The 22,733-nt window shown below is 43.2% G+C and carries 23 protein-coding genes; 6 read left to right on the forward strand and 17 right to left on the reverse strand.

Going from position 1 to position 22,733, the window contains the following annotated elements; translation table 11 throughout:
* Nucleotides 1–69: 69 nt before the first annotated feature.
* Nucleotides 70–444: a winged helix-turn-helix transcriptional regulator gene (locus ABM313_RS17615; protein WP_434684461.1), complete on the reverse strand. Its 375-nt coding sequence runs from the start codon at nt 442–444 to the stop codon at nt 70–72.
* Nucleotides 445–527: 83 nt separating this feature from the next.
* On the opposite strand from ABM313_RS17615, the gene ABM313_RS17620 reads away from it, so the two are divergent.
* On the forward strand, nt 528–953 hold the full coding sequence (locus tag ABM313_RS17620; protein ID WP_434684462.1) for an acyl-CoA thioesterase: 426 nt from the start codon (nt 528–530) through the stop codon (nt 951–953).
* A 19-nt stretch (nt 954–972) separates the two neighbouring features.
* Here ABM313_RS17620 and ABM313_RS17625 read toward each other — a convergent pair whose 3' ends face one another.
* The 4 genes from ABM313_RS17625 to petJ form a co-directional block, all read right to left on the reverse strand.
* Complete coding sequence (locus tag ABM313_RS17625) at nt 973–2,193, reverse strand: urease accessory protein UreH domain-containing protein (protein WP_434684463.1); 1,221 nt, start codon at nt 2,191–2,193, stop codon at nt 973–975.
* Between the two features lie 205 nt (nt 2,194–2,398).
* Nucleotides 2,399–2,854: a hypothetical protein gene (locus tag ABM313_RS17630; protein ID WP_434684464.1), complete on the reverse strand. Its 456-nt coding sequence runs from the start codon at nt 2,852–2,854 to the stop codon at nt 2,399–2,401.
* A gap of 20 nt (nt 2,855–2,874) precedes the next feature.
* Complete coding sequence (locus ABM313_RS17635) at nt 2,875–3,525, reverse strand: superoxide dismutase family protein (RefSeq protein WP_434684465.1); 651 nt, start codon at nt 3,523–3,525, stop codon at nt 2,875–2,877.
* 77 nt (nt 3,526–3,602) lie between these two features.
* A complete protein-coding gene (gene petJ, locus ABM313_RS17640) occupies nt 3,603–3,944 on the reverse strand; it encodes a cytochrome c6 PetJ (RefSeq protein ID WP_434684466.1) in 342 nt (113 codons plus the stop codon).
* Between the two features lie 343 nt (nt 3,945–4,287).
* Between petJ and ABM313_RS17645 the strand changes: the two genes are divergently transcribed.
* Both ABM313_RS17645 and ABM313_RS17650 read left to right on the forward strand, forming a co-directional pair.
* Complete coding sequence (locus tag ABM313_RS17645; RefSeq protein ID WP_094532815.1) at nt 4,288–4,989, forward strand: ATP-dependent Clp protease proteolytic subunit; 702 nt, start codon at nt 4,288–4,290, stop codon at nt 4,987–4,989.
* 160 nt (nt 4,990–5,149) lie between these two features.
* Nucleotides 5,150–5,749 (forward strand): ATP-dependent Clp protease proteolytic subunit, encoded by a 600-nt coding sequence (locus tag ABM313_RS17650; protein ID WP_434684467.1) that lies wholly within the window; start codon nt 5,150–5,152, stop codon nt 5,747–5,749.
* Between the two features lie 82 nt (nt 5,750–5,831).
* Here the strand turns inward: ABM313_RS17650 and ABM313_RS17655 are convergent, their stop codons facing one another.
* Nucleotides 5,832–6,173 (reverse strand): hypothetical protein, encoded by a 342-nt coding sequence (locus tag ABM313_RS17655; RefSeq protein WP_434684468.1) that lies wholly within the window; start codon nt 6,171–6,173, stop codon nt 5,832–5,834.
* A 206-nt stretch (nt 6,174–6,379) separates the two neighbouring features.
* On the opposite strand from ABM313_RS17655, the gene menC reads away from it, so the two are divergent.
* Nucleotides 6,380–7,399, forward strand: coding sequence for an o-succinylbenzoate synthase (gene menC / locus ABM313_RS17660; RefSeq protein WP_434684469.1), 1,020 nt, complete (start codon nt 6,380–6,382; stop codon nt 7,397–7,399).
* Nucleotides 7,400–7,421: 22 nt separating this feature from the next.
* Here the strand turns inward: menC and ABM313_RS17665 are convergent, their stop codons facing one another.
* The 10 genes from ABM313_RS17665 to ABM313_RS17710 all read right to left on the reverse strand — a co-directional run bounded on the left by ABM313_RS17665 (nt 7,422) and on the right by ABM313_RS17710 (nt 17,329).
* Nucleotides 7,422–7,793, reverse strand: coding sequence for a hypothetical protein (locus ABM313_RS17665; protein ID WP_434684470.1), 372 nt, complete (start codon nt 7,791–7,793; stop codon nt 7,422–7,424).
* A gap of 143 nt (nt 7,794–7,936) precedes the next feature.
* Nucleotides 7,937–8,218, reverse strand: coding sequence for a DUF3593 domain-containing protein (locus ABM313_RS17670; protein WP_094532806.1), 282 nt, complete (start codon nt 8,216–8,218; stop codon nt 7,937–7,939).
* 44 nt (nt 8,219–8,262) lie between these two features.
* A complete protein-coding gene (locus tag ABM313_RS17675; RefSeq protein WP_323262456.1) occupies nt 8,263–8,571 on the reverse strand; it encodes a DUF2499 domain-containing protein in 309 nt (102 codons plus the stop codon).
* A gap of 42 nt (nt 8,572–8,613) precedes the next feature.
* Nucleotides 8,614–9,591, reverse strand: coding sequence for a carbohydrate kinase family protein (locus tag ABM313_RS17680; protein WP_434684471.1), 978 nt, complete (start codon nt 9,589–9,591; stop codon nt 8,614–8,616).
* A 9-nt stretch (nt 9,592–9,600) separates the two neighbouring features.
* On the reverse strand, nt 9,601–12,192 hold the full coding sequence (gene cphA / locus ABM313_RS17685) for a cyanophycin synthetase (RefSeq protein WP_434684472.1): 2,592 nt from the start codon (nt 12,190–12,192) through the stop codon (nt 9,601–9,603).
* 262 nt (nt 12,193–12,454) lie between these two features.
* Nucleotides 12,455–13,630 (reverse strand): GNAT family N-acetyltransferase, encoded by a 1,176-nt coding sequence (locus ABM313_RS17690; RefSeq protein WP_434684473.1) that lies wholly within the window; start codon nt 13,628–13,630, stop codon nt 12,455–12,457.
* Nucleotides 13,631–13,994: 364 nt separating this feature from the next.
* Nucleotides 13,995–14,831 (reverse strand): carbon-nitrogen hydrolase family protein, encoded by an 837-nt coding sequence (locus ABM313_RS17695; protein WP_434684474.1) that lies wholly within the window; start codon nt 14,829–14,831, stop codon nt 13,995–13,997.
* Between the two features lie 131 nt (nt 14,832–14,962).
* Entirely contained in the window at nt 14,963–15,634 is a 672-nt protein-coding gene (gene phoU / locus ABM313_RS17700) for a phosphate signaling complex protein PhoU (protein ID WP_434684475.1), read from the reverse strand.
* 233 nt (nt 15,635–15,867) lie between these two features.
* Nucleotides 15,868–16,341 (reverse strand): GNAT family N-acetyltransferase, encoded by a 474-nt coding sequence (locus ABM313_RS17705; RefSeq protein WP_434684476.1) that lies wholly within the window; start codon nt 16,339–16,341, stop codon nt 15,868–15,870.
* Nucleotides 16,342–16,465: 124 nt separating this feature from the next.
* Nucleotides 16,466–17,329 carry an acyl-CoA desaturase gene (locus ABM313_RS17710; RefSeq protein ID WP_434684477.1) on the reverse strand — a complete coding sequence of 288 codons (864 nt, stop codon included), beginning with the start codon at nt 17,327–17,329 and terminating at the stop codon, nt 16,466–16,468.
* A gap of 123 nt (nt 17,330–17,452) precedes the next feature.
* On the opposite strand from ABM313_RS17710, the gene ABM313_RS17715 reads away from it, so the two are divergent.
* Nucleotides 17,453–18,715: a TetR family transcriptional regulator gene (locus tag ABM313_RS17715; protein WP_434684478.1), complete on the forward strand. Its 1,263-nt coding sequence runs from the start codon at nt 17,453–17,455 to the stop codon at nt 18,713–18,715.
* 232 nt (nt 18,716–18,947) lie between these two features.
* Nucleotides 18,948–21,092 carry an IMS domain-containing protein gene (locus ABM313_RS17720; protein ID WP_434684479.1) on the forward strand — a complete coding sequence of 715 codons (2,145 nt, stop codon included), beginning with the start codon at nt 18,948–18,950 and terminating at the stop codon, nt 21,090–21,092.
* Between the two features lie 254 nt (nt 21,093–21,346).
* Here the strand turns inward: ABM313_RS17720 and recA are convergent, their stop codons facing one another.
* Nucleotides 21,347–22,486, reverse strand: a complete 1,140-nt coding sequence (gene recA / locus ABM313_RS17725) for a recombinase RecA (protein ID WP_434684480.1) — start codon at nt 22,484–22,486, stop codon at nt 21,347–21,349.
* Nucleotides 22,487–22,733: the final 247 nt, after the last annotated feature.

The following is a 22,733-nucleotide window of genomic DNA, read 5'->3' on the forward strand; positions in this document are numbered from 1 at the left end:
TCAAAAAACTAATAATGGTAATTTCAATCATCAAAATCCAATTTTTCAGAGTCCGCCGCACCAAGATCATTAGTACCGATCGCCAATCTTATCGCCATCTGCTAAATCAACCTTAAGAATCTGAGTATCCGCAATATGCTTTAACCCCCAAAGCCCAATCACCTTCAGCACTGGGCGAAGACTTCTTCCCTTTTCAGTCAGTTGATAATTCATGCGGCGAGCATGATTGCTGTAAGGTTGTTTCTCGACTAAATCTAACTCCTCCAACAATTTCAAGCGATTTGCCAAAATATTTGTCGAAATGCCTTCAGGGGATTCCAAAAACTCTTCAAAGCGTTGCTTCTTAAAAAACATCATGTCTCGAATCACAAGTAACGTCCAGCGATCGCCAATTAGATCGAGGGTGCAGGCAACAGGACAGGGAGAGCGTTTGAGTTGATCCATACTTCACCAATAGTTTAGTTACTTGCATTTTACAATCTATATGCGTTAACATACTTTTTAACTTGCAATTTAAAAGTTACTCTATGACTGCAACAACCCTAAAACAACCATTTGAGATCGAAATACCTCTGCCAGTGAGGACTTACGACATTGACTTTGCAGGCATCGTGAATAATATCGTTTACGTGCGCTGGTTAGAAGATTTGCGCTTAGAGATGCTAGCCCGTCATTTCCCATTGGAAGAACAGATCAAAAATGGATTCGCACCTGTGATTTTACAAACAAAAATTGATTATAAACAGTCGATCAAGATTTCTGATCAGCCCAGTGGCAAAATGTGGATGCAAAATTTGGAATCTTTACGATGGACTGTCAATGCAGCGATCGCCGTTAATGGCAAAGTGGCTGCTTTGGGCGAACAGGTTGGTATTTTTGTCGATCTCCAAAATAATAAACCCATGCGGATACCCGAAGCATTGAAACAGAAGTATCAAGAATTAACCGCATAAATGGAACCTCTATGCAAGGCTATTTTTTCCTCAGTTTCCGATCTCCAAATCTCAAAAACCTAATTAACACAGTCCCCACTGTAATTACTCCACATAAACCCGTCAAAATCCAATTCTTAGGAGTCCAGTCCACTGCTCCCAGATAATTAGAACCGATCACGATGGTATGTACTGATGCTAATACCAAGGCAGGAACTGAGAGTAAATGGACATAGCGCCAAGATTTACCCAGTTTCGCCATCATCCAATCAGAACTGGTGAGAGCGGCGGGAGCCATCAACGCGATCGCGATCGCACCTAACCAAATTGAAATCTGGTGCTGCGGAATCATGAAGGATAAAGCATCAAAGTTCCATTGAAAAGTATGCTCAACCTTATGGAAAGTATGGGCAAGGGATAGGACAAATGCACCAACACCGATCGCTCGGCGGTAGGTCATTAAGACTGAACAAGCCTTAAAAAGATGACTGAGCGGACGAGCAGCAAGGGCAAGAATTAGCAAAATCAAACCTGCATGACCTGTATAGTCCACCATGTCACTGGTGCGTAACAGCGTTAAGATGCCAATTGTGAGTGTAATCCAGCCACCCAAGCGAAATAACTGACTGCGGCGATCGCGACTCAGTAATCCCGCAAATACGCCGATACCCAGCATCGATGGCAAAGTTCCCAATCCGAAGGCTAACATCGTCAAGGCTCCCTGAGTCATATTGCTAGTTTCTGCCGCCTTGATCTGAGCTGTGTAGAGAAATCCACAGGGAATCAATCCCCATGTCATGCCGAGTAAAGCGGGTGTCAGTGGATGGGAATGCAGCGATAGTTTCATCATTGCGCTGCTAAGGCGTTGATGTAGCCCCACTAATGCCATAGGATTAAGAAAAGGCATATTTGGCAAACCTTCTGGCTTAATCTGCACAAGTCCCATCCATACCAAAAGAATACCTGTCAAAATCGCAAGCCAACGCCGCAGATCGCTCTCTAAACCTGCTAACTGTCCACTAGCTACTAGTACCGAACCGATCGCCCCAATAAAAGCCCCTGCGATCGCATAGCTTAAAATTCTGCCGATGTTCAGCAATGCATGAAAATACAAATGCTGTTGCCAAGCTAGAGGATGATTTTGGGAATTGCTATCTTTACCTGAAAGCGAAAAAGCGACGGTCAGGGGACCACACATCCCCACACAATGACCAAAACTCCCTAAAAAACCTAAAGCAGCAACAAGCAATAAATCTAGCATTCTTTATTTATAGCGCCTTGCGCTGAATTATTTTTAAAACTGGTATTAGGTAGAACAAAGATAGTCATCATGTTTCCATGTCATCCTGCAAGAGGATTTGGAGACCAAATCCCTAGATTATCGCAATGGTAGGGGCTTGGAGACCAAGCCCCTACAGCTACTCTAAAAGAAATCTCTTGATTTTGGCTTGAGCGCAAATTGATGTCTATCTACCCACATTTGTCGTAAAAGTTAATTCAAAGGGGGCAAAATCTTCACCCTCTCTTGCCGAACCACTCAAACGCAGTTCATATCTACCTACTTGAGGAAATGTAACCTCCATACTTGGCAATCCCAAATAGCGCTCAATAATTGACAAAGGATTAGCTACCGTAAATTTGATGTTGCGATCAGTTAGCGATCGCACTTCTAACCGACAATTGCATTTTCCGTAAGGGATAAGTTCACCGCCTCGTTTAGTAAGCGCGATCCAAATTCTCGATTTTTTACCCGCAACAGGTCGATCATTGGGTTCAATATGAATTGTGCCACCAACATCTTGAGAAGTTTTTACTTCATGGGCAATGCGAACAGGTGCTGGAAGTTTTTCTAATTGTGAACTATTAATATTGTAAGCAGTGGATAAATGCAAATTCAAAAGGATAGAAGCTACTTCAAACATTGATTAACGATAATTCTTAATTATTGAGATTTGACAACGCCACAAGCAATACGGGTTTTATAGTCAACATTGGGAATTGTTGATTTTCCATTTGCGCCTGCATGAATGACGATCGCAGTGCCACCTTTCTTTAGTAAAGAGTTGTGCCCTGTACCTAGAGTTAACTCTGACAAGGTTGCTGTTAAAGTTCCTGTCCCATCCTGCTGAACCATGATATTTGGCAAATCACCAGCAGGCTGATGTTGGTCAACGCCATGCTTCATATCCTCATGTTTGTAATGAGTATGATGATGATGTTTGTTATGCATATGATGAAGCCTGTGATCGTGGGAATTATCCATGAGCGATCGCTTTGGATCGAAATGATTGCCTGCTGATTTAAAGTCTGGCGCTTCACATTTACCATTTTCATGTAAGTGCACCATATGCTCTCCCTGAGCCAGTTTTTGAACTTGCAGAGTTACTTTGACACCTGAAGTAGATTGGGTAAAAGTTGCAGTTCCCACCAGTTCGCCCTTAGCATTAAAAATCTGTGAGCTAGCACTGGGTTTTAACGTTTTAGAAATAGCTGCATTAATACTAGTCAGATTTGCCATCGCGATTAAAGGCAGCAAAACTACGAACTTAGATACAAATTTAGCTTGAAATGGGTATTTATTAGGATTAATCATGCGCTCTATTACCTCTTACCTTAAAAATGTAGCTCTCTCCAAGTTAAGCCGCGCAATGCGCGGCTTAACTTACTTCTTTATGCTTTTGGCCAACCTTTCTCAGCTTGGTCAAGCACATAGTTAGCAACTAGGGTAATTTCATCAGCGCTAAGTTTTTTCCCAAAGGCAGGCATTGCACCTTTACCCTTAGAAACTTGTAGAGAAATTGCTTCAACAGTGTTCTTGCCATACTTTTCTAAGGCATCTGCTTTTAAGGTTTTGGCTGCGACTACATTATTTTTGCCACCTGCATGACATTGAGCGCAGTTGTTGTTAAAGATTTTTGCACCTGCGGAAACTTCAGCAAAAGCTGGTTGACCGAAAGCAAGACTCACCAAGATTGTTAAGGCGATCGCAAGAATAGAAAAAATGCGTTTCATAGTTAGTTAGTCCTTAAATATTCACGAAAAATAAGGGCAAAGCCACAGCTGATGCCCTACGCGGCTTAGCCGCAAAGTCGAGTTGAATTTTAGTCTGGATATATCATGACGGTACTTTCCCTAGCCGTCAAAAGACACTCTGTCAAACAAGACAGCGCACCATGCCCTCCAAAGAGCCAGAATAGACTTTTTGAAAGTGTCGCGAAGCGACACTTTCAAAAAGTCTATTCTGGTTCTAGTGTCCCTAGACGGCTAACCCTACCTCAATCTTGGCTAGGATCAACAATCGCAGTGGGATCGCTGTGATAAGCTAACAGTGTTAGTGTCATTAACACGAATAAACATGGATCGACCTTCTCGCTCTGTTCCCCAAGCCGCACAAGCCGCCTATTCAGGGGATTCGTCATACGGACGCACACCGCCGCCTGACTTACCTTCGCTACTGCTAAAAGAGCGGATTATTTACTTTGGGTTGCCTCTTGTATCTCCCGACGAATACAAACAGCAGCTTGGTGTCGATGTCACAGAATTGCTCATCGCCCAACTTTTATATTTACAATACGAAGATCCCGAAAAACCGATTTTCCTGTATATCAACTCCACAGGGACATCTTGGTACACAGGTGATGCGATCGGATTTGAAACCGAAGCATTTGCCATCTGTGACACACTCAACTACATTAAGCCTCCCGTCCATACCATCTGCCTTGGACAAGCTATGGGGACTGCCGCAATGATCCTTGCCTGTGGAACTAAAGGTTTCCGAGCGAGCTTGCCTAATGCCACGATTGTCCTACATCAAGCTCGTCGCCAAACTAGAGGACAAGCCTCTGACTTGCAGATTCAAGCTAAGGAAGTACTGACCAATCGCGAAGCAATGCTGAGAATCCTGTCACGAACTACAGGCAAGTCACCTGAGGTACTTACCAAGGATATGGATCGGATGTTTTATATGACTCCTGAGCAAGCTAAAGAATACGGGCTAATTGATCGCGTACTCGAAAGTACTAAAGATTTGCCTAAAGCAGTCCCAGCACTTGTTTAGTGATTGGTGATTGGTAATTGGTAATTGGTGGTAGGTGAAATTGTTAATTAATCATCATTAACCACTAATCATTGATCAAACCTTAATTACCAATCCCATACTTCACGAATCCGCAATTACCAGTTACCAATTACCAGTTACCAATTACCAATTCAAAACTATGCCTATCGGTGTTCCTAGAGTTCCCTATCGCTATCCTGGTGACTCATATACGCAGTGGATTAGCATCTACGAGCGCCTGTCAATGGAGCGAATTATTTTCCTAAGTGGAGAAGTTTCGGATGGGATGGCAAATTCGATCATTGCTCGATTGCTCTACTTTGATTCTGAAGACCAATCCAAAGATATCTACATGTATATCAACTCTCCTGGTGGCTCAGTTTCCGCAGGATTGGCAATTTTTGACACGATGCAGCATATTAAAGCTGATGTAACCACAATTTGTGTTGGACTAGCGGCTTCAATGGGTTCATACCTGTTGATGGCTGGAGCTAAAGGTAAGCGCTATGCTCTGCCCAATGCGCGAATTATGATTCACCAGCCATCAGGTGGCACTCGTGGTCAAGCGTCCGACATTGAAATTGAGGCGAGAGAAATCATTCGGATTCGCCATAAGTTGAATGAAGAATATGCCAAGCGAACTGGACAGCCCCTAGAAAAGATTGAGCGGGATATGAATCGCGACTATTACATGTCTTCTCAAGAAGCTCTTACCTATGGATTGATCGATCGCGTTCTTGATTCACCCCAATCAGTTTGATGACAATAAAAAAAGATGTAATTATGCGTGCTACGCATCGTTACATCTTTTTTGTTAAGGCAGAAATTAGAAATCATTGTTTCTATCGGAATACAATCGGATCATCTAGATTTTGACAGAAATCAATGTAAGATGGAGCGCTTTCGCTACCATCAGCAAATTCAGCCTTAATCCATTGTTTACACGATTGATTATCAGTGGAACTGTCCCAGACCATCTTGGCATTCTCCCCTGAGACAATACCTGAGCCAATATCAAACTGTCCCCAAGTCTTTTCTGGCTCACCCACCATCAACTTTTTGATTGTCGAATTGCTATTATTCTTAACGTAGAAATACCATTGATCAGCAGAAGCAGAAGCAACGTTTGCCACTAGACTCAAGGCAAGTACACTAGCAGAAATCAAAAAACTTTGTTTAACCACTGTCTTAAACTCTCTAAAGAAGCTCTTACTAAGAATATAAACTATAAAATCTGATTTGCAACATGCATTAAGATTCTTATAACTTTCTTATAACTTTTAATATGGTTTACTCCTTTCTCACTTAAGAATTAGTGTTACTGTGCTTTGCACCGCACCACTAATTCTTAGGTTTGAATGTCTATTTTTAGATGAGGAAGTGAATATCTGTGACTTTTACGGTTCAATCAATCCAATATCAGCCTTATCAATTGGCTTTCCGCGAACCCTTTCAAACTGCGGCGGGTATACTTCTGAATCGTAAAGGTTTTATAATTAAGATTCGCGATCGCCCATCTGATCATCAAGTTCAGCATATTGGCTTAGGTGAGTCTGCGCCACTTTATGGTTTTGGGATGGAATCTCTACTCGAAACAGAACAAGCCTTAAAAGAAGCTCAGCGATCGCTGATTAATGCAGAAATCCAAAACCTCAAAGATATTGAGAATTTACTAGCAAAATATGATTCTACTCCTGCGGCAAAACATGGAATTGAATTAGCATTACTGAATTTATTGGCACAAGTGCAAGGTATTTCCATTTCTCAATTGTTAGCTAATTCCTTTTCGGGAATAGTGCGAGATCAAGTTACTGTTAATGCAGTGATTGGAGCGACTGAACCTGAAATAGCCGCAACAAAAGCAAGGGAATACATAGAACAAGGTTATCCCTGTCTCAAAATCAAGGTGGGAACGCAAAATTTTGAAATGGATTTGCGAAGAGTAGAAGCAGTGCGATCGCAGATTGGGAATAATATCCAAATTCGGATTGATGCGAATCAGGGATGGTCTGTAGAGGAGGCGATCGCAAATTTAAAAAAACTAGAGTTTTTGGAAATAGAATATGTCGAGCAACCTGTTGCTGCTTCCAATTTGGTAGGAATGGGAGAAGTTAGGAGATCGCAATCAATTCCCGTCGCTGCTGATGAATCTGTCAATAATCTTGCCCAATTGCTGCAAGTGATTAAGGCTCAAGCTGCCGATATTATTATTCTCAAACCAATGGCACTAGGAGGAATTATCACGGCAAATCATGCAGCCGCGATCGCTTTTCAGGCTGGCTTGGATGTAGTGGTAACCACTACCATCGACGGAGTGATCGCCAGACAAGCTGCCTTTGACTTAGCCGCTGCTCTACCAATCAAGCGAGCTTGCGGTTTGGCTACAGGACATCTACTAATAGAGAGTTAGCGCTTGGCGCTAACTCTCTATTCTATTTTTCACGCCGAGATGATCCTGACTCTTGGAAAATCTGGACAGCGTTGAGAGGATCGCTGCTAAAAGTACCAGAGCGGTTAACTTTCTGAGGAGAAGCGTTGTAATTACCAGGAATCACTGGCTGAATCTCTTCAATGTCAAGATTGATATTTTGAATTTTGAGATCAGAATTAGGTAACCCTCTTTCTATCGAAAACTGATCGGTATTTGTAGGTGAGATTGGCTGACCTTTCGCAGAGCGTAAGCGATCAGCATCACCTTGGCGTGGTTGTGTTGATTGGGCCAAGACTGGACTAATTGCAGTGCTAGCGATCGCTAAAATAGCGATCGCTGAAAATTGAGAAATGCGTTGATAATGTCTGTTCATAAATTCCTCGCATTAGCAGTCAGAGACGTTAACTACAATAATTGCTCATTATATTGGACAAATCAAAACCCGAATAGGTTGCGGCGGTGCTTTGCACCGCCGCAACCTATTCGGGTTTTAAAGATAGATACGCTTTGCCAGATCTAATCTTTAGGTTTAAGCGCATTTTTAAAGCCTAAAACCAGCAAAATATTGGTCATTGTTAAAAACGACTCCGCACTTCCATGCAACCAATCAACATTGGCTAAGGCTTCGTTATATTGTGTCTGAGCATAAATCCCTGCGGGAATCGTAATCGCCACAAAAACTAATGTCCCATAAAACCCCCAAAGTCCTAGCTTCGGAAATTGCTGAGATTTGGTCGCGAACCATAGGAACGCGAGGTAAGGAAATAGAGATAATCCGAATAAGGCTTCTTTAGGCATAATTTCATCTAGTTTTTGATGCTGGCTTTGCCCAGCACCAAAAACTAACTCTGTGTTTTTGTACTGGCAATTTTCCAAATAAAATAAGCAGCGATCGCTAAGGTACTATTGCCGATTAAGGTTAAAGCAGCTTGTACCGTCACTAGCCATTCCAACGAGTCAGCATTATCAAAAAAGTGCCAAGTCACAGCACACATAGCACTGACTAAGGCAGGAAACATCGCCCATGCTAAGTTGCGCCATCCGCGATCTGGATTTTGCTTGTCATATTGCCAAATGAGCCAAATAGCCAAAGTCCATTCGATCACGCTAGAAATATGAATTACCCATGTGGGCAAAGATAAAGAGTGCATGGCAAATAGTTGTGGTGCTTCGCGCCACCAAAGTAGATGATTTTAATGTTTTGCTTCGCGCATGGTTAGAAATTCACGAATTTGCCGATCGCTTGGTTGAGCAGTGATCGCACCCATGCCTAAAGTCGTCAAAGCACCAGCAGCACAGGCATAGCCGATGACTTCATCCGTAAACTTAGAATCAAGGAGATGGGTAAGCGGACGATGATAGATTTTATGGATAAATGCTGCTAAAAAAGCATCTCCCGCGCCAGTCGTATCGATCGAATGCACAGGATAGACAGGGTGCTTGCCTTGCTTTTCACCTAAATAGTAGCGACAGTCTTGATTGCCATTGGTGATCAAAATTCCTTCCAAATGACTATAGGCTTGGGCGATCGCGGCGGGACTAGTTAACCGAAATAGCAGCTTTGCCTCATCCTCAGTCATTTTCAGAAAATCAGTGTATTTCAGTAAAACTGGCAAGAGTTTAGCTACCTGCTCAGGATTTTTCCAGAACATCGCTCGCCAATTAACATCAACTACCACTTTGACAAAATTTTGCTCAGCAAGTTTTAGCGCTCGACCGATCGCTCTTGAGGTTTGTGGATTTGCTAAACCCAATGTGCCTAATACCAAAAATTTAGCATCCGCAAATAAATGCTCAGGCAAGTGTTCAGCAGACATCAAGGTGTCAGCAAATACCGTATTCGCATCACCATTAAAGCGATCAAAACTGCGATCGCCGTGAGCATCACGGGTGACATAAACCTCACGGGTAGTAGACTTAGGATGCACTTGCACGCCTGAAGTTTCTACACCTGCGGCTCCCAATTGTTTGAGTAAATCATTTCCTGCGGCATCTTGACCAACGCAGCTAATCAAACTGACAGGAGTTCCCAGTTTGGCTAAACCACAGGCAACATTAGCAGGCGCTCCGCCAAAATAAGGTTTCCAAGAATTAACTTGGTCATAGGGAACCCCAATATCTTCAGCTATTTGATCAATTAAAACTTCGCCAAGGCAAATTACACGCGGCATAGGCGGACTTTACGAGGACAGTTTGGACTTTCGCGATTCAATGATAGCAATAGCTGAATCCACTTTGTCAGGAAATACCACAACTAAACTACTTTGAGGGGCGCTATCCAAGGCGGCTGTGATGGCTTCCGATTCGTCAAGAATTGTAATACAGGGGATATTACTATCCACTTCTTCGACTCCTTGGCGTAACAGGTCAGCTACTACACGAGGAGCACGTCCCCGTAAATCCTTGTCTTCTTTCACAAAAATACGACTAAACATGGTTGCAGCCAGTTGTCCTAGCTCAATGATGTCTTCATCACGGCGATCGCCTGGTGCGCCAATCACCCCGATCGCTTCACCTTCCCATTTTTGGATAAAATCGGCGATCGCTTTAAATCCCGCAGGATTATGGGCGTAATCAACTAGCGCATGATACTTACCTAGGTCAAACAAATTCATGCGTCCAGGGGTCTGCTCGCTAGAAGCAACAAAGGTAGCTAGACCTTGACGAATTTGCTCGATTTGCACATCCTGAGCAAAAGCAGCTAAACTTGCCGCTAGTGAATTTTGAATATTAAAGGCAGCGCGTCCGCCAAGGGTCAGAGGGACATTTATCGCCTTTTCAATCCGCAATTTCCAGTCACCTTTCAAAATTGTCAGAAATTCGTCTTCATAGACTGCGGCAAGTCCACCTTCGGCAATATGGGACTTGATCAAAGGATTATCAGGATTCATGCTGAAATACGCAACTTTGGACTGTAGCTCTTGAGCCATAGCAACAACTAATGGATCATCAGCATTCAGTACTGCATAGCCGCTTGGTAAAGCCGTCTTCACAACTACACTCTTGAGTTGGGCAAGGTCTTCAATTGTATCAATGTCGCCAATACCAAGGTGATCGGCAGCGACGTTCATCACTACACCAACATCGCAGCCATCAAAACCTAAACCCGATCGCAAAATGCCGCCTCTAGCAGTTTCTAGGACTGCCACTTCAACTGTGGGATCTCGAAGAATTACTTGGGCGCTATAGGGACCAGTAGTATCGCCTTTCTCGACTAAGCATTCACCGATATATATACCATCAGTGGTGGTGTAACCCACACGCTTACCAGTTTGTTTGAAAATATGGGCAATTAAGCGCGTTGTGGTAGTTTTGCCATTTGTGCCTGTGATGGCAACGATGGGAACACGAGTAGGTGATCCCGTCGGAAATAGCATATCGATCACAGGTGCAGCCACATTGCGGGGTGTACCAATGCTGGGAGCAGTATGCATTCTGAAACCAGGCGCAGCATTTACCTCCACGATCGCTCCATCGACTTGACGCACAGGCACAGAGATATCTTCTGTAACCACATCAATTCCTGCGATATCTAAGCCAATGATCCTGGCAACTCTTTCCGCTAGCCAGATATTTTCAGGGTGAATCTCATCAGTGCGATCCACGGATACACCACCTGTACTGAGGTTAGCAGTTGCCTTGAGATAGCAGACTTGACCTTTCGGTGGGACGGAGTCCAATGTAAAGCCTTGTCTCGCCAAAATATCCATGCTCGTGCGATCGATCTCGATGCGGGTCAAGACATTATCATGACCATCGCCACGACGGGGATCTTGGTTGGTAATTTCAATCAATTGCGAAATTGTGGAAACGCCATCACCTGTAACATTGGCAGGAACCCGCTCGGCAACAGCTACAAATTTGCCGTTAATGACTAGTACACGGTGATCGCGTCCCGTATGAAACCGCTCAATAATTACTTCTTCTGACACCTCTTGCGCCATATCAAAGGCATCGATCGCTTCTTTGACAGTACGTACATCAATGGTGATCCCGCGTCCATGATTACCATTTAAGGGCTTAATTACAATTGGAAAGCCCCCAACTTCAGCGATCGCATCTTCTAAATATTTAGGCGATCGGATCGTTGTTCCCCTTGGCACAGGTATTCCCGAAGCCCGCAAAATGCTCTTTGTGCCTTCCTTATCACAGGCTAGCTCTACCGCTAAAATCCCCGTCTTATTCGATAAAGTTGCCTGAATCCGACTCTGATAGACACCATAGCCTAGTTGGATCATGGCACGACTACCCAGTTCTAACCACGGAATATTTCTTGCCTTGGCTTCAGCAACAATTGACTCAGTACTGGGACCTAATTGACCATCAAGGCGAATATCCCTTAAATCCTTGAGATCCTCTTGCAACTCCGTAGTTGCATAGGTTCCTGTCTCTAAAATACTGGTACAAATCCTTACAGCGGCACGGGCTGCATAACGTCCTGCACCCTCGGTCTGATACTCAAATACTACTTGATAGACATTTTTTTCAACAGTTTGTCTAATCGTGCCGAAATCAACCTTCATGCCCACATAACCTTGAAGGGCGATCGCAATATCTTTCACAATTTCCGCTAAGAAATCGGAGTCACTAATATCTGAGCGCTTTGCAATGTCTTTCCCCGCTAGACTTGGCAACACTTTGCATAGGTTTTGATAAAAGCCAGTTCGTTGTACTTGAAAATCCTCTAAATCTAATCGCACAACTACAAGCTGATGTCGTTGGATACTCCAATAGTTTGGACCACGTAATGTCTGGATTTTGAGAATTTTCATAGTCAAGCGTTTTTAAAGGTGCATCCAATGCCTAAATGTCCAGTGTCTAATCCTAGCGATCTTGTGGATCTTCATTTTGTATAAATTGAACCAAAATTAGATCAGTTAACAATAACTTCATTAAGTAGGGTTTTTCTAGCATATTTTGCTGAAGTCCCCTGTAACTCAGTTGCTAAAAGTGTCAATGGCAAATTTTAGCAACAGAACTAGGGTGCGATTTTCAGAGCTTGAACAACTGATATCTCTTCATTTCTCTTGGTGTCTAAAGTGGTTCATCAGTATGTTGATGCTGTTGAGGTAAAGTCTCGATTCGACCTGGAATCGGCTTTTGATTAGGCTGTAAACCTGACAACATACGGGAAAGTTGTAAACCATCAAGGACAGGTTTGGTCTCCCGAATCTTATGCCAAACTGAACGCGCCATTAGTAAAGAATGCCCTTGACGTTGGGCATGAATACTTTCTAAATAATCTTCACGTTCAGGCTGATAATCAGCCGAAGATAGTTGGAGGCTAACATGCTCAGACAACTTCTCAGGAGATTGCTTAGTGACAATGCGTGCAATTTGTGAAGTGAGTTCAGGATAAAGCCATGTGTAGGCGGGATGAACCGTGAGCTGGCAATGGTGAACCAGTTTTTCATTGGTCTGATTGACGGTTGGGCGCTGCAATAGTAAATAAAAGTAACCGATCGCAGCTTTGCGCTGTGGCTCATAGACATAGCCCGACACATCCTGCAAATGGTTAATCAGCAAGGAACTGTGATTAACCAGTTTATCGATCGTCTTGGCTCGAAAATCATCAACATTGAGATCGTAAACTTGGCGAATGTGTGGAGGCATCGCAGCGGTATCAAGTTGATAAAGCAAGCTGGCATCAGCATTACTGACGGGCATCAAATTAGGCAAATCAGGAGAATGTTGAGCAAGTTCATGCAGACTTGCCGTATCAATTTCCCAATCAGTAAATTGAGCCAGAGGCTGAAAGCCATTCTGACGATAGAGAGCGATCGTATCTTTTTGGTTAATGTCAACCTGCAATACCCAAGTTCTCGCCTCTAAACAAGACTCTAGGCAGTAGCGAATCAGTTGTGTGCCAACGTTGTGCTGACCATTCTGGGCTTCTGGCAGAACCACGACGCGATCAATCTGCCAAGTACTGCTGTTGTTATTAAAAGGTGAAACCCGAATAAAGCCTTGGATAATGCCATTACATTCGGAGACATAGGCTCTTACATAGGGTTTGAGCAGGGTTTGCACAGGAGCAGGCAACCAACTGGCTAGCTGATGTAAGCTGATTTTTTGGCGACTGCGACAGCCACTAAGATCGCTGACCGCAATCTGTTCGAGATCATTGGGCGATGCAAATCGCTGAATAAACTCTAAGTCGCGATGTTGTAGCGGACGGATCGTGTTACCAAGCACTGGAAAAGGTTGCATAGCTGCTTATGCCAGAGAAAGAATTGAAAAAGCCTAGGGATATATGTGAGGATCTAGTTTGGGAGCACTTAAAAAAAACAGAACAACCCATTGCTTAAGATTTTAATACATATTTTATAAACATCGCCCAAAAAGAAAAGGCTGTACCTTACACCCAGCAATTCTAATTGCTCTCTTACCGCCCAAAAATTAGTGGTGCGACACTTTTTTGCGCCGCACCACTAATTCTCTTGGATTTTGATGATTTATACCAATTCACAAAAGTGTGGCGACACTTTTGTGAATTGAAAATCAAACCCAACAAGGGTTTTAAAAGCACAAAATGGCAGAGCCATTTTGTGCTTTGGTATTACACAGTCTTTTCTTAATAACAGGAAAAGGTGCGATGTTGTAAAGATGGCATCTGGCGACGAATTTGATCAAGGCGTGAGGGTTGGATCTCCGCGATCGCCACTCCAATGTGATCTCCTGCATCAGCAAGAACAATGCCCCAAGGATCGACAATCATCGCATGACCATGGGACTGACGGCGTGGCGTATGCATTCCCACCTGTGCAGGTGCAATCACATAGCTAGTATTTTCAATGGCTCTAGCTTGTAATAAAACTTGCCAGTGATCTTTACCCGTAAAAGCCGTAAAAGCAGCAGGAACAAACAAAACGTTTGCACCATTTTGAGATAAATGGCGATACAGTTCGGGGAACCGCACGTCATAGCAAACTGATAGCCCCAAGTTGCCATATTTCTCAGAAACATAGACAGGCGGAGATTCACTACCTGCCAACACAGTCGCTGACTCCTGATAAGTATTGCCATCAGGGAGATTAACATCAAACAAATGCATCTTGCGATAGCGGGCTAATTCCTCACCTTCACGACCAATCAGTAGAGCGGTGTTATACATTTTGCCCTGATTGCCATTGTTGCTGTCAGTGACAGGGACAGGAAATCCACCACCAAGTAACAGGATTTGATAGCGTTGAGCGATCGTAATTAAAAACTTCTCGCTCTTTTCTGCAATTTCTGTAGAAAGTCTTTTCTTTTCGCTTTCATCGCCTAAAAACGAAAAATTTTCAGGTAAGCAAACTAGTTCTGCACCTCGATTCACAGCCAGTTGGATCAAATCTTCTGCTTGAGCAAGATTTTTATCTACATCAGAGACACTGGTCATTTGTACGGCAGCCGCCAAATATGACTTCATTTCAATCCTTAAAACTTTCCCACATAAATCAGATGTGCTATAAAGCACTTAACTTAGATTACCGTGCTATAGCGCTATAAAAAACTAGAAAATAAAAAAAGGCGCAATACGACTTTTTTATTTATGCAAACCTAGCCAAGTTTGCCAGTAACGATATACGCAACGCGCAGCCCAACATTGGTGGCATGATCTGCCATGCGTTCTAAATGATGAATTGCTAATACCATCAACATTATAGGTTCCATGGGTTCGCCAAATAGCCTTTGAGAAGAGAGTAGGTTATAGATTTGCTTGTAATCATCGTCAACCGCATCATCTTTCGCCTTAATTTGTAAACCAATATTCTCATCAAGATTGGCTAAGGCTTCTAAGCTCATAGCAAGCATGGCTCGACAGCGATTAGACATCACTTGCAATTCACCTAGATAGGGGGATGGTGGATAGGGAAAAAGCTTAATTGCTATGTCACCTAAGTTTTCAGCATAGTCCCCAATTCTTTCAATATCTCGGATCAATTGCATGAGAGCACTCAAAAGCCTGAGATCACGAGCAACTGGTGACTGTAGTGCGATTAAGCTGATACACTCCATTTCGATTTGTCGATAGATCTGATCAATCTGTTTGTCTTGGGACTCAATACGTGTAGCAGACTCAAGATCTCTTTCAAATAAGGCTGCATGAGCTAAAAGAAATGAGTTTTCGACAAGTGCACCCATTCGCAAAGAATCTTGTTCTAGGCGATGCAGTTGGCGTTCAAATTCGCTCCTTGTCCGTTTCTGACTTTGAGATGAAGTTTCAAGCATTGGCTCCCACCAAATGAAATGGGATAATAAAAAGCTATAGGAATCTGAAGAGGTTTGACAAAAAGTTAGACCTTTTCAAGGCTAGAATTCGTTCAGATATCTTTGACTGAGCGAACCCGAAGACCATATTAGAGTGAGTTTTTGCGCTTCCTACTCTTCTATAAGCTTAGTATGTACATAGATAGTCACATATATTTTAGTCTTTGCAAGTATCTCTAAATACTATGGCAAATCTAGAAATTAATTGTAGATTGAGCTAGCTCAGAAGTTGTGAGATGCAGATCGCTATTACAATTCCTATTGAATAAGACCAGAGTGGTTGAAGAATTTTGCTTAAAGCCGATCTGTTCGTAAAACTTTTGCTGGTGAGTCGTCATTAAATAAACCCGCTCAACATCACAAACATTAGGATGCGCCAACACCGTTTGGACTAGCTTACGACCTAAGCCTGCACCACGATAGTCAGGATCGATCACCACATCCCAAATTGTCGCTCGATAAATACCGTCACTAGTGGCGCGAGCATGACCAATCAATCGATCGCCATCCCACACAGTTACGACTGGCTTGGAGTTAGAAAGAGCGATCGCTAGTCCTGCCAAGGTTCTCTCCTTTGCCCAAAATGCACCCAACCGAAATAATCCTTGCAACTGCTCTAAATCGACTTCCTCATGGCGATCGCTAAAGCGAATGTGGCGATGATCCATATGCTTACTTTCCCGCATTGATTAACCCATTTGTAGAATTAGGTTTACATACTACTGATCCAGTCAATGTATCTATTTTTGCTAGATCCCTAAAAAAGAAAGGGCGCTAAGCGCCCTTTCTTTTTTACTTAGCTTGCCAAGGTTCAGATAAATAGACCTTCTTCGCTAAACCAACAGTTTGCAACAGATTGATCACGCCCCAAGTTGGATCGATTTCCCACCACTTCAGACCAGACCTTGCTGACTTAGGAAAAGCATGGTGATTGTTGTGCCAGCCTTCACCATAGGTCAAAATTGCTGCCCACCAGAGGTTTGTAGAGTGATCGGGAGTCTCTGTGAAATTCTTATAACCCCATTTGTGGCAAGCTGAGTTAATCAACCAAGTGCTATGCCATAGAGCTACGGAGCGTACTGCCATGCCATAAACCAAGAAAGACATACCAAGTCCAGAGAAGGCAGTTTCGCCAATTACATAAAGTAATATTGCGAGTGGTACTTGCAGCAGTAGAAAGTAAACATCTAAAAACTTGTAGTAAGGATCATTAGCAAGATCAGGTGCAAACTTACAGTAGTTTGAACGCTGAAAATGCTCAGGCTTGGAGTACATGATCCACATCATGTGGCTCCACCAAAAACCTTTATTTGCTGAGTAGGGATCTTTTTGATTGTCTTCTGTAAAACCGTGATGCTGGCGATGTCCGCCCACCCAAAACACGGGACCGCCTTGAAGGGCTAATGCTCCAATTGTGGCGATGATGTATTCCAACCACTGAGGCACTTGAAAGCTACGATGGCTAAGTAAGCGATGATATCCTAAGGTGATGCCAATGCTGCCAAATAACCAATGCAAGAAGACTGTAAGGATTACAGCTTGCCATGAGAAGTAAAAAGGCGCAGCTAGGGCAGCGAGATGAAAAGCACTGAAGAAGGCAACATTTGTCCAGTTCAGGTTTTGTTCTTTTGAGATGGCTTCAGTAGTGGCGGTCATGAAATAATAACTTAAGGGGTGGTGAGGAGATGCAAGTATCACTTACAGTTATGCTAAGTCTAACTGTTTTTTAAGTAATAATGCAAGTATCACTTGCAAATCATCTAAATGGTACATGCGCTCATGTCTGTATCTCGAATTCCTACTCGTCAACGTATAGTTAACACAGCACTAGAGTTGTTTGCTAGCAAAGGAATCACCGAGACAACTACTCGCCAAATCGCTGACTTTGCTCAGGTTAATGAAGTAACTTTATTTCGTCATTTTGGTAATAAACATGGTTTATTGCTAGCCGTATTGCAAGAATGTCTGCAAAAATATTTGGTGTTGGCGCAAGTGGGAGAGTCGCTCATGGTGTCAGATATCTCTAGTCAGAGTGATTTGCGGAGATTTCTCAAATATTACATTCAGAGTTCTTTGCGGGCGCTCGAAAGTGTGCCTGAGTTAGTGCGATCGCTTGTTGGGGAGGCAGGACAATATCCCCTAGAGAGTCGTCAAGCACTTGCCCAAGGCATTAATCAAGTCAATCAGACGATCGCTACAGCCATCCATGATGTGTTGATTAATTCTCGCTTGCAATATTCTTTGCCCCCAATTAAGCTGGCTAACTTATTAAATACTTGTATTTTGGGTTACGCAGTAATCACTTTAACCAGTGACGTACAGGCAATCTGGAATGATCGCGATGAGTTTGTGAGTACATTGGTGGATATGTTTGTTCAAGAAGTTATCCCCATCTCTCAAGCAAACCCAATTATTGATATCCCTGCGGAGATTGTCCGCGAAATCCTGCTGCAAGCGAAAAAATGTGGGGTAAAGGACTACGCGATCGCCTATCTATTATTTGGATCAGGGATTACAGCACTTGATATTACGCGCTTGGGTCTAACAGACTATCAGCATCATGCTAATCATGGAATTTTAAGAACCAAGGACAATTCTGGTAATGAGAGATCTGTACCTCTTAATCAAAAAATTCTCGGTCATCGTTATGGCTCAGCAACCAATAATCCCCTCAGTGCCTATCTCAAAACTCGTAAAAATGATCTTAATCATGATTTAAAGGATCGTTCAAATGATCTAAAAGAGCTTCAAAATAGCGACAAGATTGAGCTTTTATTTCTCAGTAGCGATCGCCAGCCCTTGTCGTTAGAAGAACTCGAACAAATGTGGGAGCGTTGGACGCAGCCCTATCAAAATCTTGATGGCTCAAACTTAACTATTGATCAAGCTCGTCATACTTGGTGTATCGAAATGTTATCTCGTGGCATTGATGTTGATAGCTTTAGTATCATTAGCGGCATCAAGCCCAAAGAACTACAAGCTTATCAAATTCGTCTCAATCAAAAGTTAGCGATCGATAAAGCGATCGCCCTTGATTCTTAAAAGTAAAAACGACCCAAAGGGTCGTTTTTACTTTTTTAGCTATTTTCACCAAGTTGATGAACTTGGTGTATAATTCGGGCGTTTAATGTACTTAAAAAATTGAGTACATTGCATCAAATGTTCTCAGTGCATTAGTTAGATACGGAGCATCTTTGATTTGAGAGGCAAACAGGTTGGTATTATCGGAGTTCAGATCGGCATTTTCAATTGAAGTTTCGGGTAGAAAAGCAAAGTGAGAGTTCCCCTAGACTGTTACCGAATCCTTGGTTTAACACACCTGTCAGGGCTAGATAAAATTCATCAAGCCCATCGCGATCGCCTGCTTTCTATGCCAAGGCGTGAATATTCTGATGCTGCGATCGCCTCTCGCAAGCGCATTATTGATAAAGCTTATGAAACTCTGACTGAACGCGCTCTTCCTAGTGAAGCAAGTGATGTATTAGATCCTGAAAGCGATCGTCCAGTTTTAACATTGCCGCCTCAGATTGAAGCTGACGAAAAGGACTTTGCAGGACTACTACTGATTTTGTACGAACTCGGCGAATCCGAGAAAGTTTTATCCCTTGCTAAGCCCTACTACGACCCTGAAGAAGCTGAGTATCAGTCGGCAAGAATTTCTCCCCATGATCCAGATCTTTTGCTATCTGTATCTCTGTCCTATCTAGATCTCGGTCGTGAATATTGGAAACAGGGACAATATGAAACTGCTGCGTCGTCCCTAGAATCCGCTCAAGAAATTTTATTGCGAGAAGGATTGTTTCTCAGCATTCGCAGTGAGATCCAAGCCGATCTCTTCCGTTTGCGTCCCTATCGCATTCTCGAATTGTTAGCATCACCTGACAATCACACCAACGAACATCGCAAAGGTATGTCGCTTTTGCAAGAGATGCTCGATGCGCGTCGCGGTATTGATGGATCGGGTAATGACTATTCCAGCCTTGGCATTGATGACTTTTTGCGGTTTATCCAGCAATTACGCAGCTACATGACAGCGATCGAGCAGCAAAACCTGTTTGAGGAAGAAGCACGTCGTCCATCGTCTGTTGCAACCTATCTTGCTGTATATGCCTTAATTGCGCGTGGATTTTCCCAGCGCCAGCCAGCCTTGATTCGTCGCGCTAAGGGATTGCTAGTCAAACTCAGCGCTAAGCAAGATATTTATCTGGAAAAGGCAGTATGTGCTTTATTGTTGGGGCAAACTGAAGAGGCAAGTGCGGCGATCGACAATAGTGCCGAAGAGGATCAAATTGCTTTCATCCGTCAGAATTCTGAAGGTGCACCTGATTTACTCCCTGGGCTATGTCTCTATAGCGAACGTTGGCTCCAAGAAGAGGTCTATCCGCATTTCCGCGATCTGATGAGTCAAATCGTCTCGCTTAAGGATTATTTTGCTGACGAACAAGTGCAAGCATACCTAGAAGAATTACCGAATACTGGCGCAATGTCATCGGAATGGACTTCTCCTGTGGGTGGCGATCGCTTAGCCGCGATGTCTTCTCTTGATGATTCACCAACTGTAAGTCGTGATTTTGATCTGAATCCTGCAAAAAGCACTGTTGCTGAGCCAAAACTATCTAACTATGCCCCTGAAACGCCAAACCGTTTCCAGCGATCGGCGACACCTGTAATTGAGCGACCTGCCTATGTCAATACCAACGGTACTGGCAATGTTCGAGATCTGCCTAGCTCACGTCGCACCAGTAACGTACCACCTACCAGAAACGTTAATGAACCGATCAGGGAAATCAAACGTCCTTCTCAAGGTCACACAGGTCATGCATCTCCACCAAAACGTAAGTTTAATGTTGGTCGTTTAGTCACGGTAATTGTCGTGGCGATCGCTTTGTTAGCTGGCTGTATTAGTCTAGTTGTTTGGGCTGTCCGAGCTTTAAGTGGTTCAACCCAACCACAACCTATGACCCTAGAGAAACCAATCACAACTCTAGTCCAATCTATTAAAGAAAATAATGCCGCACCAGTTGCCCAACCAGGACCACTAGATAAAGAAACTGCCACCAAACTCATCGAAACATGGCAAGCAACTAAATCAAAAGCTTTGGGCAAAGAATATGAAGACAATCTTTTAGAAGAAGTTTTAGTTGATCCTGCCCTTAGTGATTGGAAAGGACGTGCTAAAGAGCTTAAATCTAGCAACTCTTATTTGCAGTATCAAACCAAGTCTAGTGAAGTTGATAGTGTCACCCCCGATGGCGATACTAAAGCTAAAGTAGTCGCTAAAATATCAGAGTCAAGAAATTATTTCTATAATGGGGAACTTGATCGCAGTGCATCAAAGGATAATGCGAGCTATACCGTTGAGTATGACTTAGTTAAAAAAGATAATAAATGGCTAATTAGGGAAATGTTAGTCTTTTAAAAGAAATGGGGCGCATAACGCCCCATTTCTTTTAAAGCAATTATCAATTAAACAAATCACAAGAAAAGTTTTAAAAATGTTGCGTTGCAACATTTTTAAAACTTTTCTTAGTCTGGATTTTGTGAGCGCAAAGCGCCATAGCCACCAGTATCAGAACAAATCAAAACCCAAGTAGTGTGAGGCGGCGCGAAGCGCCGCCTCACACTACTTGGGTTTATGTCCTAACAAGAATGGCGACAGCTATATAAAAAGTTTTAGAAATCTTCTGGTGGGATATCGTCATCTTCAGGCTCAATTTCTTCAGGCACAACTTTGGTTGCTGAAACTGCTACGCCTGCGGAGAGTTTTTCGCGGACTTGACGTTCCACGTCTTGAGCAAATTCTGGCTTGTCTTCCATGTATTTGATTGTGTTATCTCTGCCTTGCCCAATGTTGTCACCTTGATAGCTATACCATGCGCCCTTACGCACAATGATACTCATTTCTTCGGCTAGGTCTACTAGGCAGCCAACAGTAGAAATGCCTTTACCGAAAATAATGTCAAATTCAGCAATACGGAAAGGTGGCGCAACTTTATTCTTAGCAACTTTGACCTTGGCGCGAATCCCATATTCTTCCGTCCCTTTCTTCAGAGTTTGGATACGTCGAATATCGAGACGAACTGAGGCATAAAACTTGAGAGCAGTACCACCTGTCGTAGTTTCAGGGCTACCATAGGACACGCCAATTTTTTGACGCAATTGGTTTAAGAAAATGACAATGCAATTGGATCTACCAACATTAGCCGTGATTTTGCGGAGAGCTTGACTCATCAAACGGGCTTGCAGGCCAACATGGGACGCACCCATTTCCCCCTCGATTTCGGCACGGGGTACAAGGGCGGCTACTGAGTCGATCGCAATGATATCCACTGCCATTGATCGCACAAGGTTATCGACAATTTCTAATGCCATTTCCCCTGAATCAGGCTGGGAAATTAGCAAGTTATTAATATCAACACCAACACTGGCGGCATAGGTGGGATCTAATGCATGTTCAGCATCGACAAATGCAGCAACACCACCGCGCTTCTGGACTTCCGCGATCGCGTGCAGTACTAGAGTAGTTTTACCTGAGCTTTCTGGTCCATAGACTTCGATGACCCGTCCTTTGGGTAGTCCACCACCGAGGGCAAGATCGAGAGGTAATGCACCGCTAGGGATAGTTTCGACGCGCATATTCGTAGCATCGCCGAGACGCATGATCGAGCCTTTGCCATGATCTTTCTCGATCTTTTGCATGATCGCATCCAGCGCCTTTTTTTTCTCAGGACTGATGCTAGCCTTTGCTGCTTGGGCGATCGGGGTAGCCTTATCAACTTGACTATTTGCCGTTGCAGAAGAATTTTTCGCCATTGCCGTTCGAGGTTTAGTTCGTTTAGTAAGTCTGCCTCATTATGACACTAAAGTTTCTACATTTGAGGTATTAAATTCACACTGAAATTTAAGTGATTACCTTGATTTTACTTGTATTTAGATATTTGTACTAAAAATCTTCAATAAAAAACTCAACATTTGTATGATCTTTTGTTAATCAAATTAGGTTTAGTGCAAATCCTAATCTTCAATCAAGGTATTGGCACTGCCATGCAAGTGCAATCAG

The sequence above is a fragment of the Pseudanabaena minima str. Chao 2107 genome (genome assembly GCF_051131155.1).
GTDB lineage: Bacteria > Cyanobacteriota > Cyanobacteriia > Pseudanabaenales > Pseudanabaenaceae > Pseudanabaena > Pseudanabaena minima.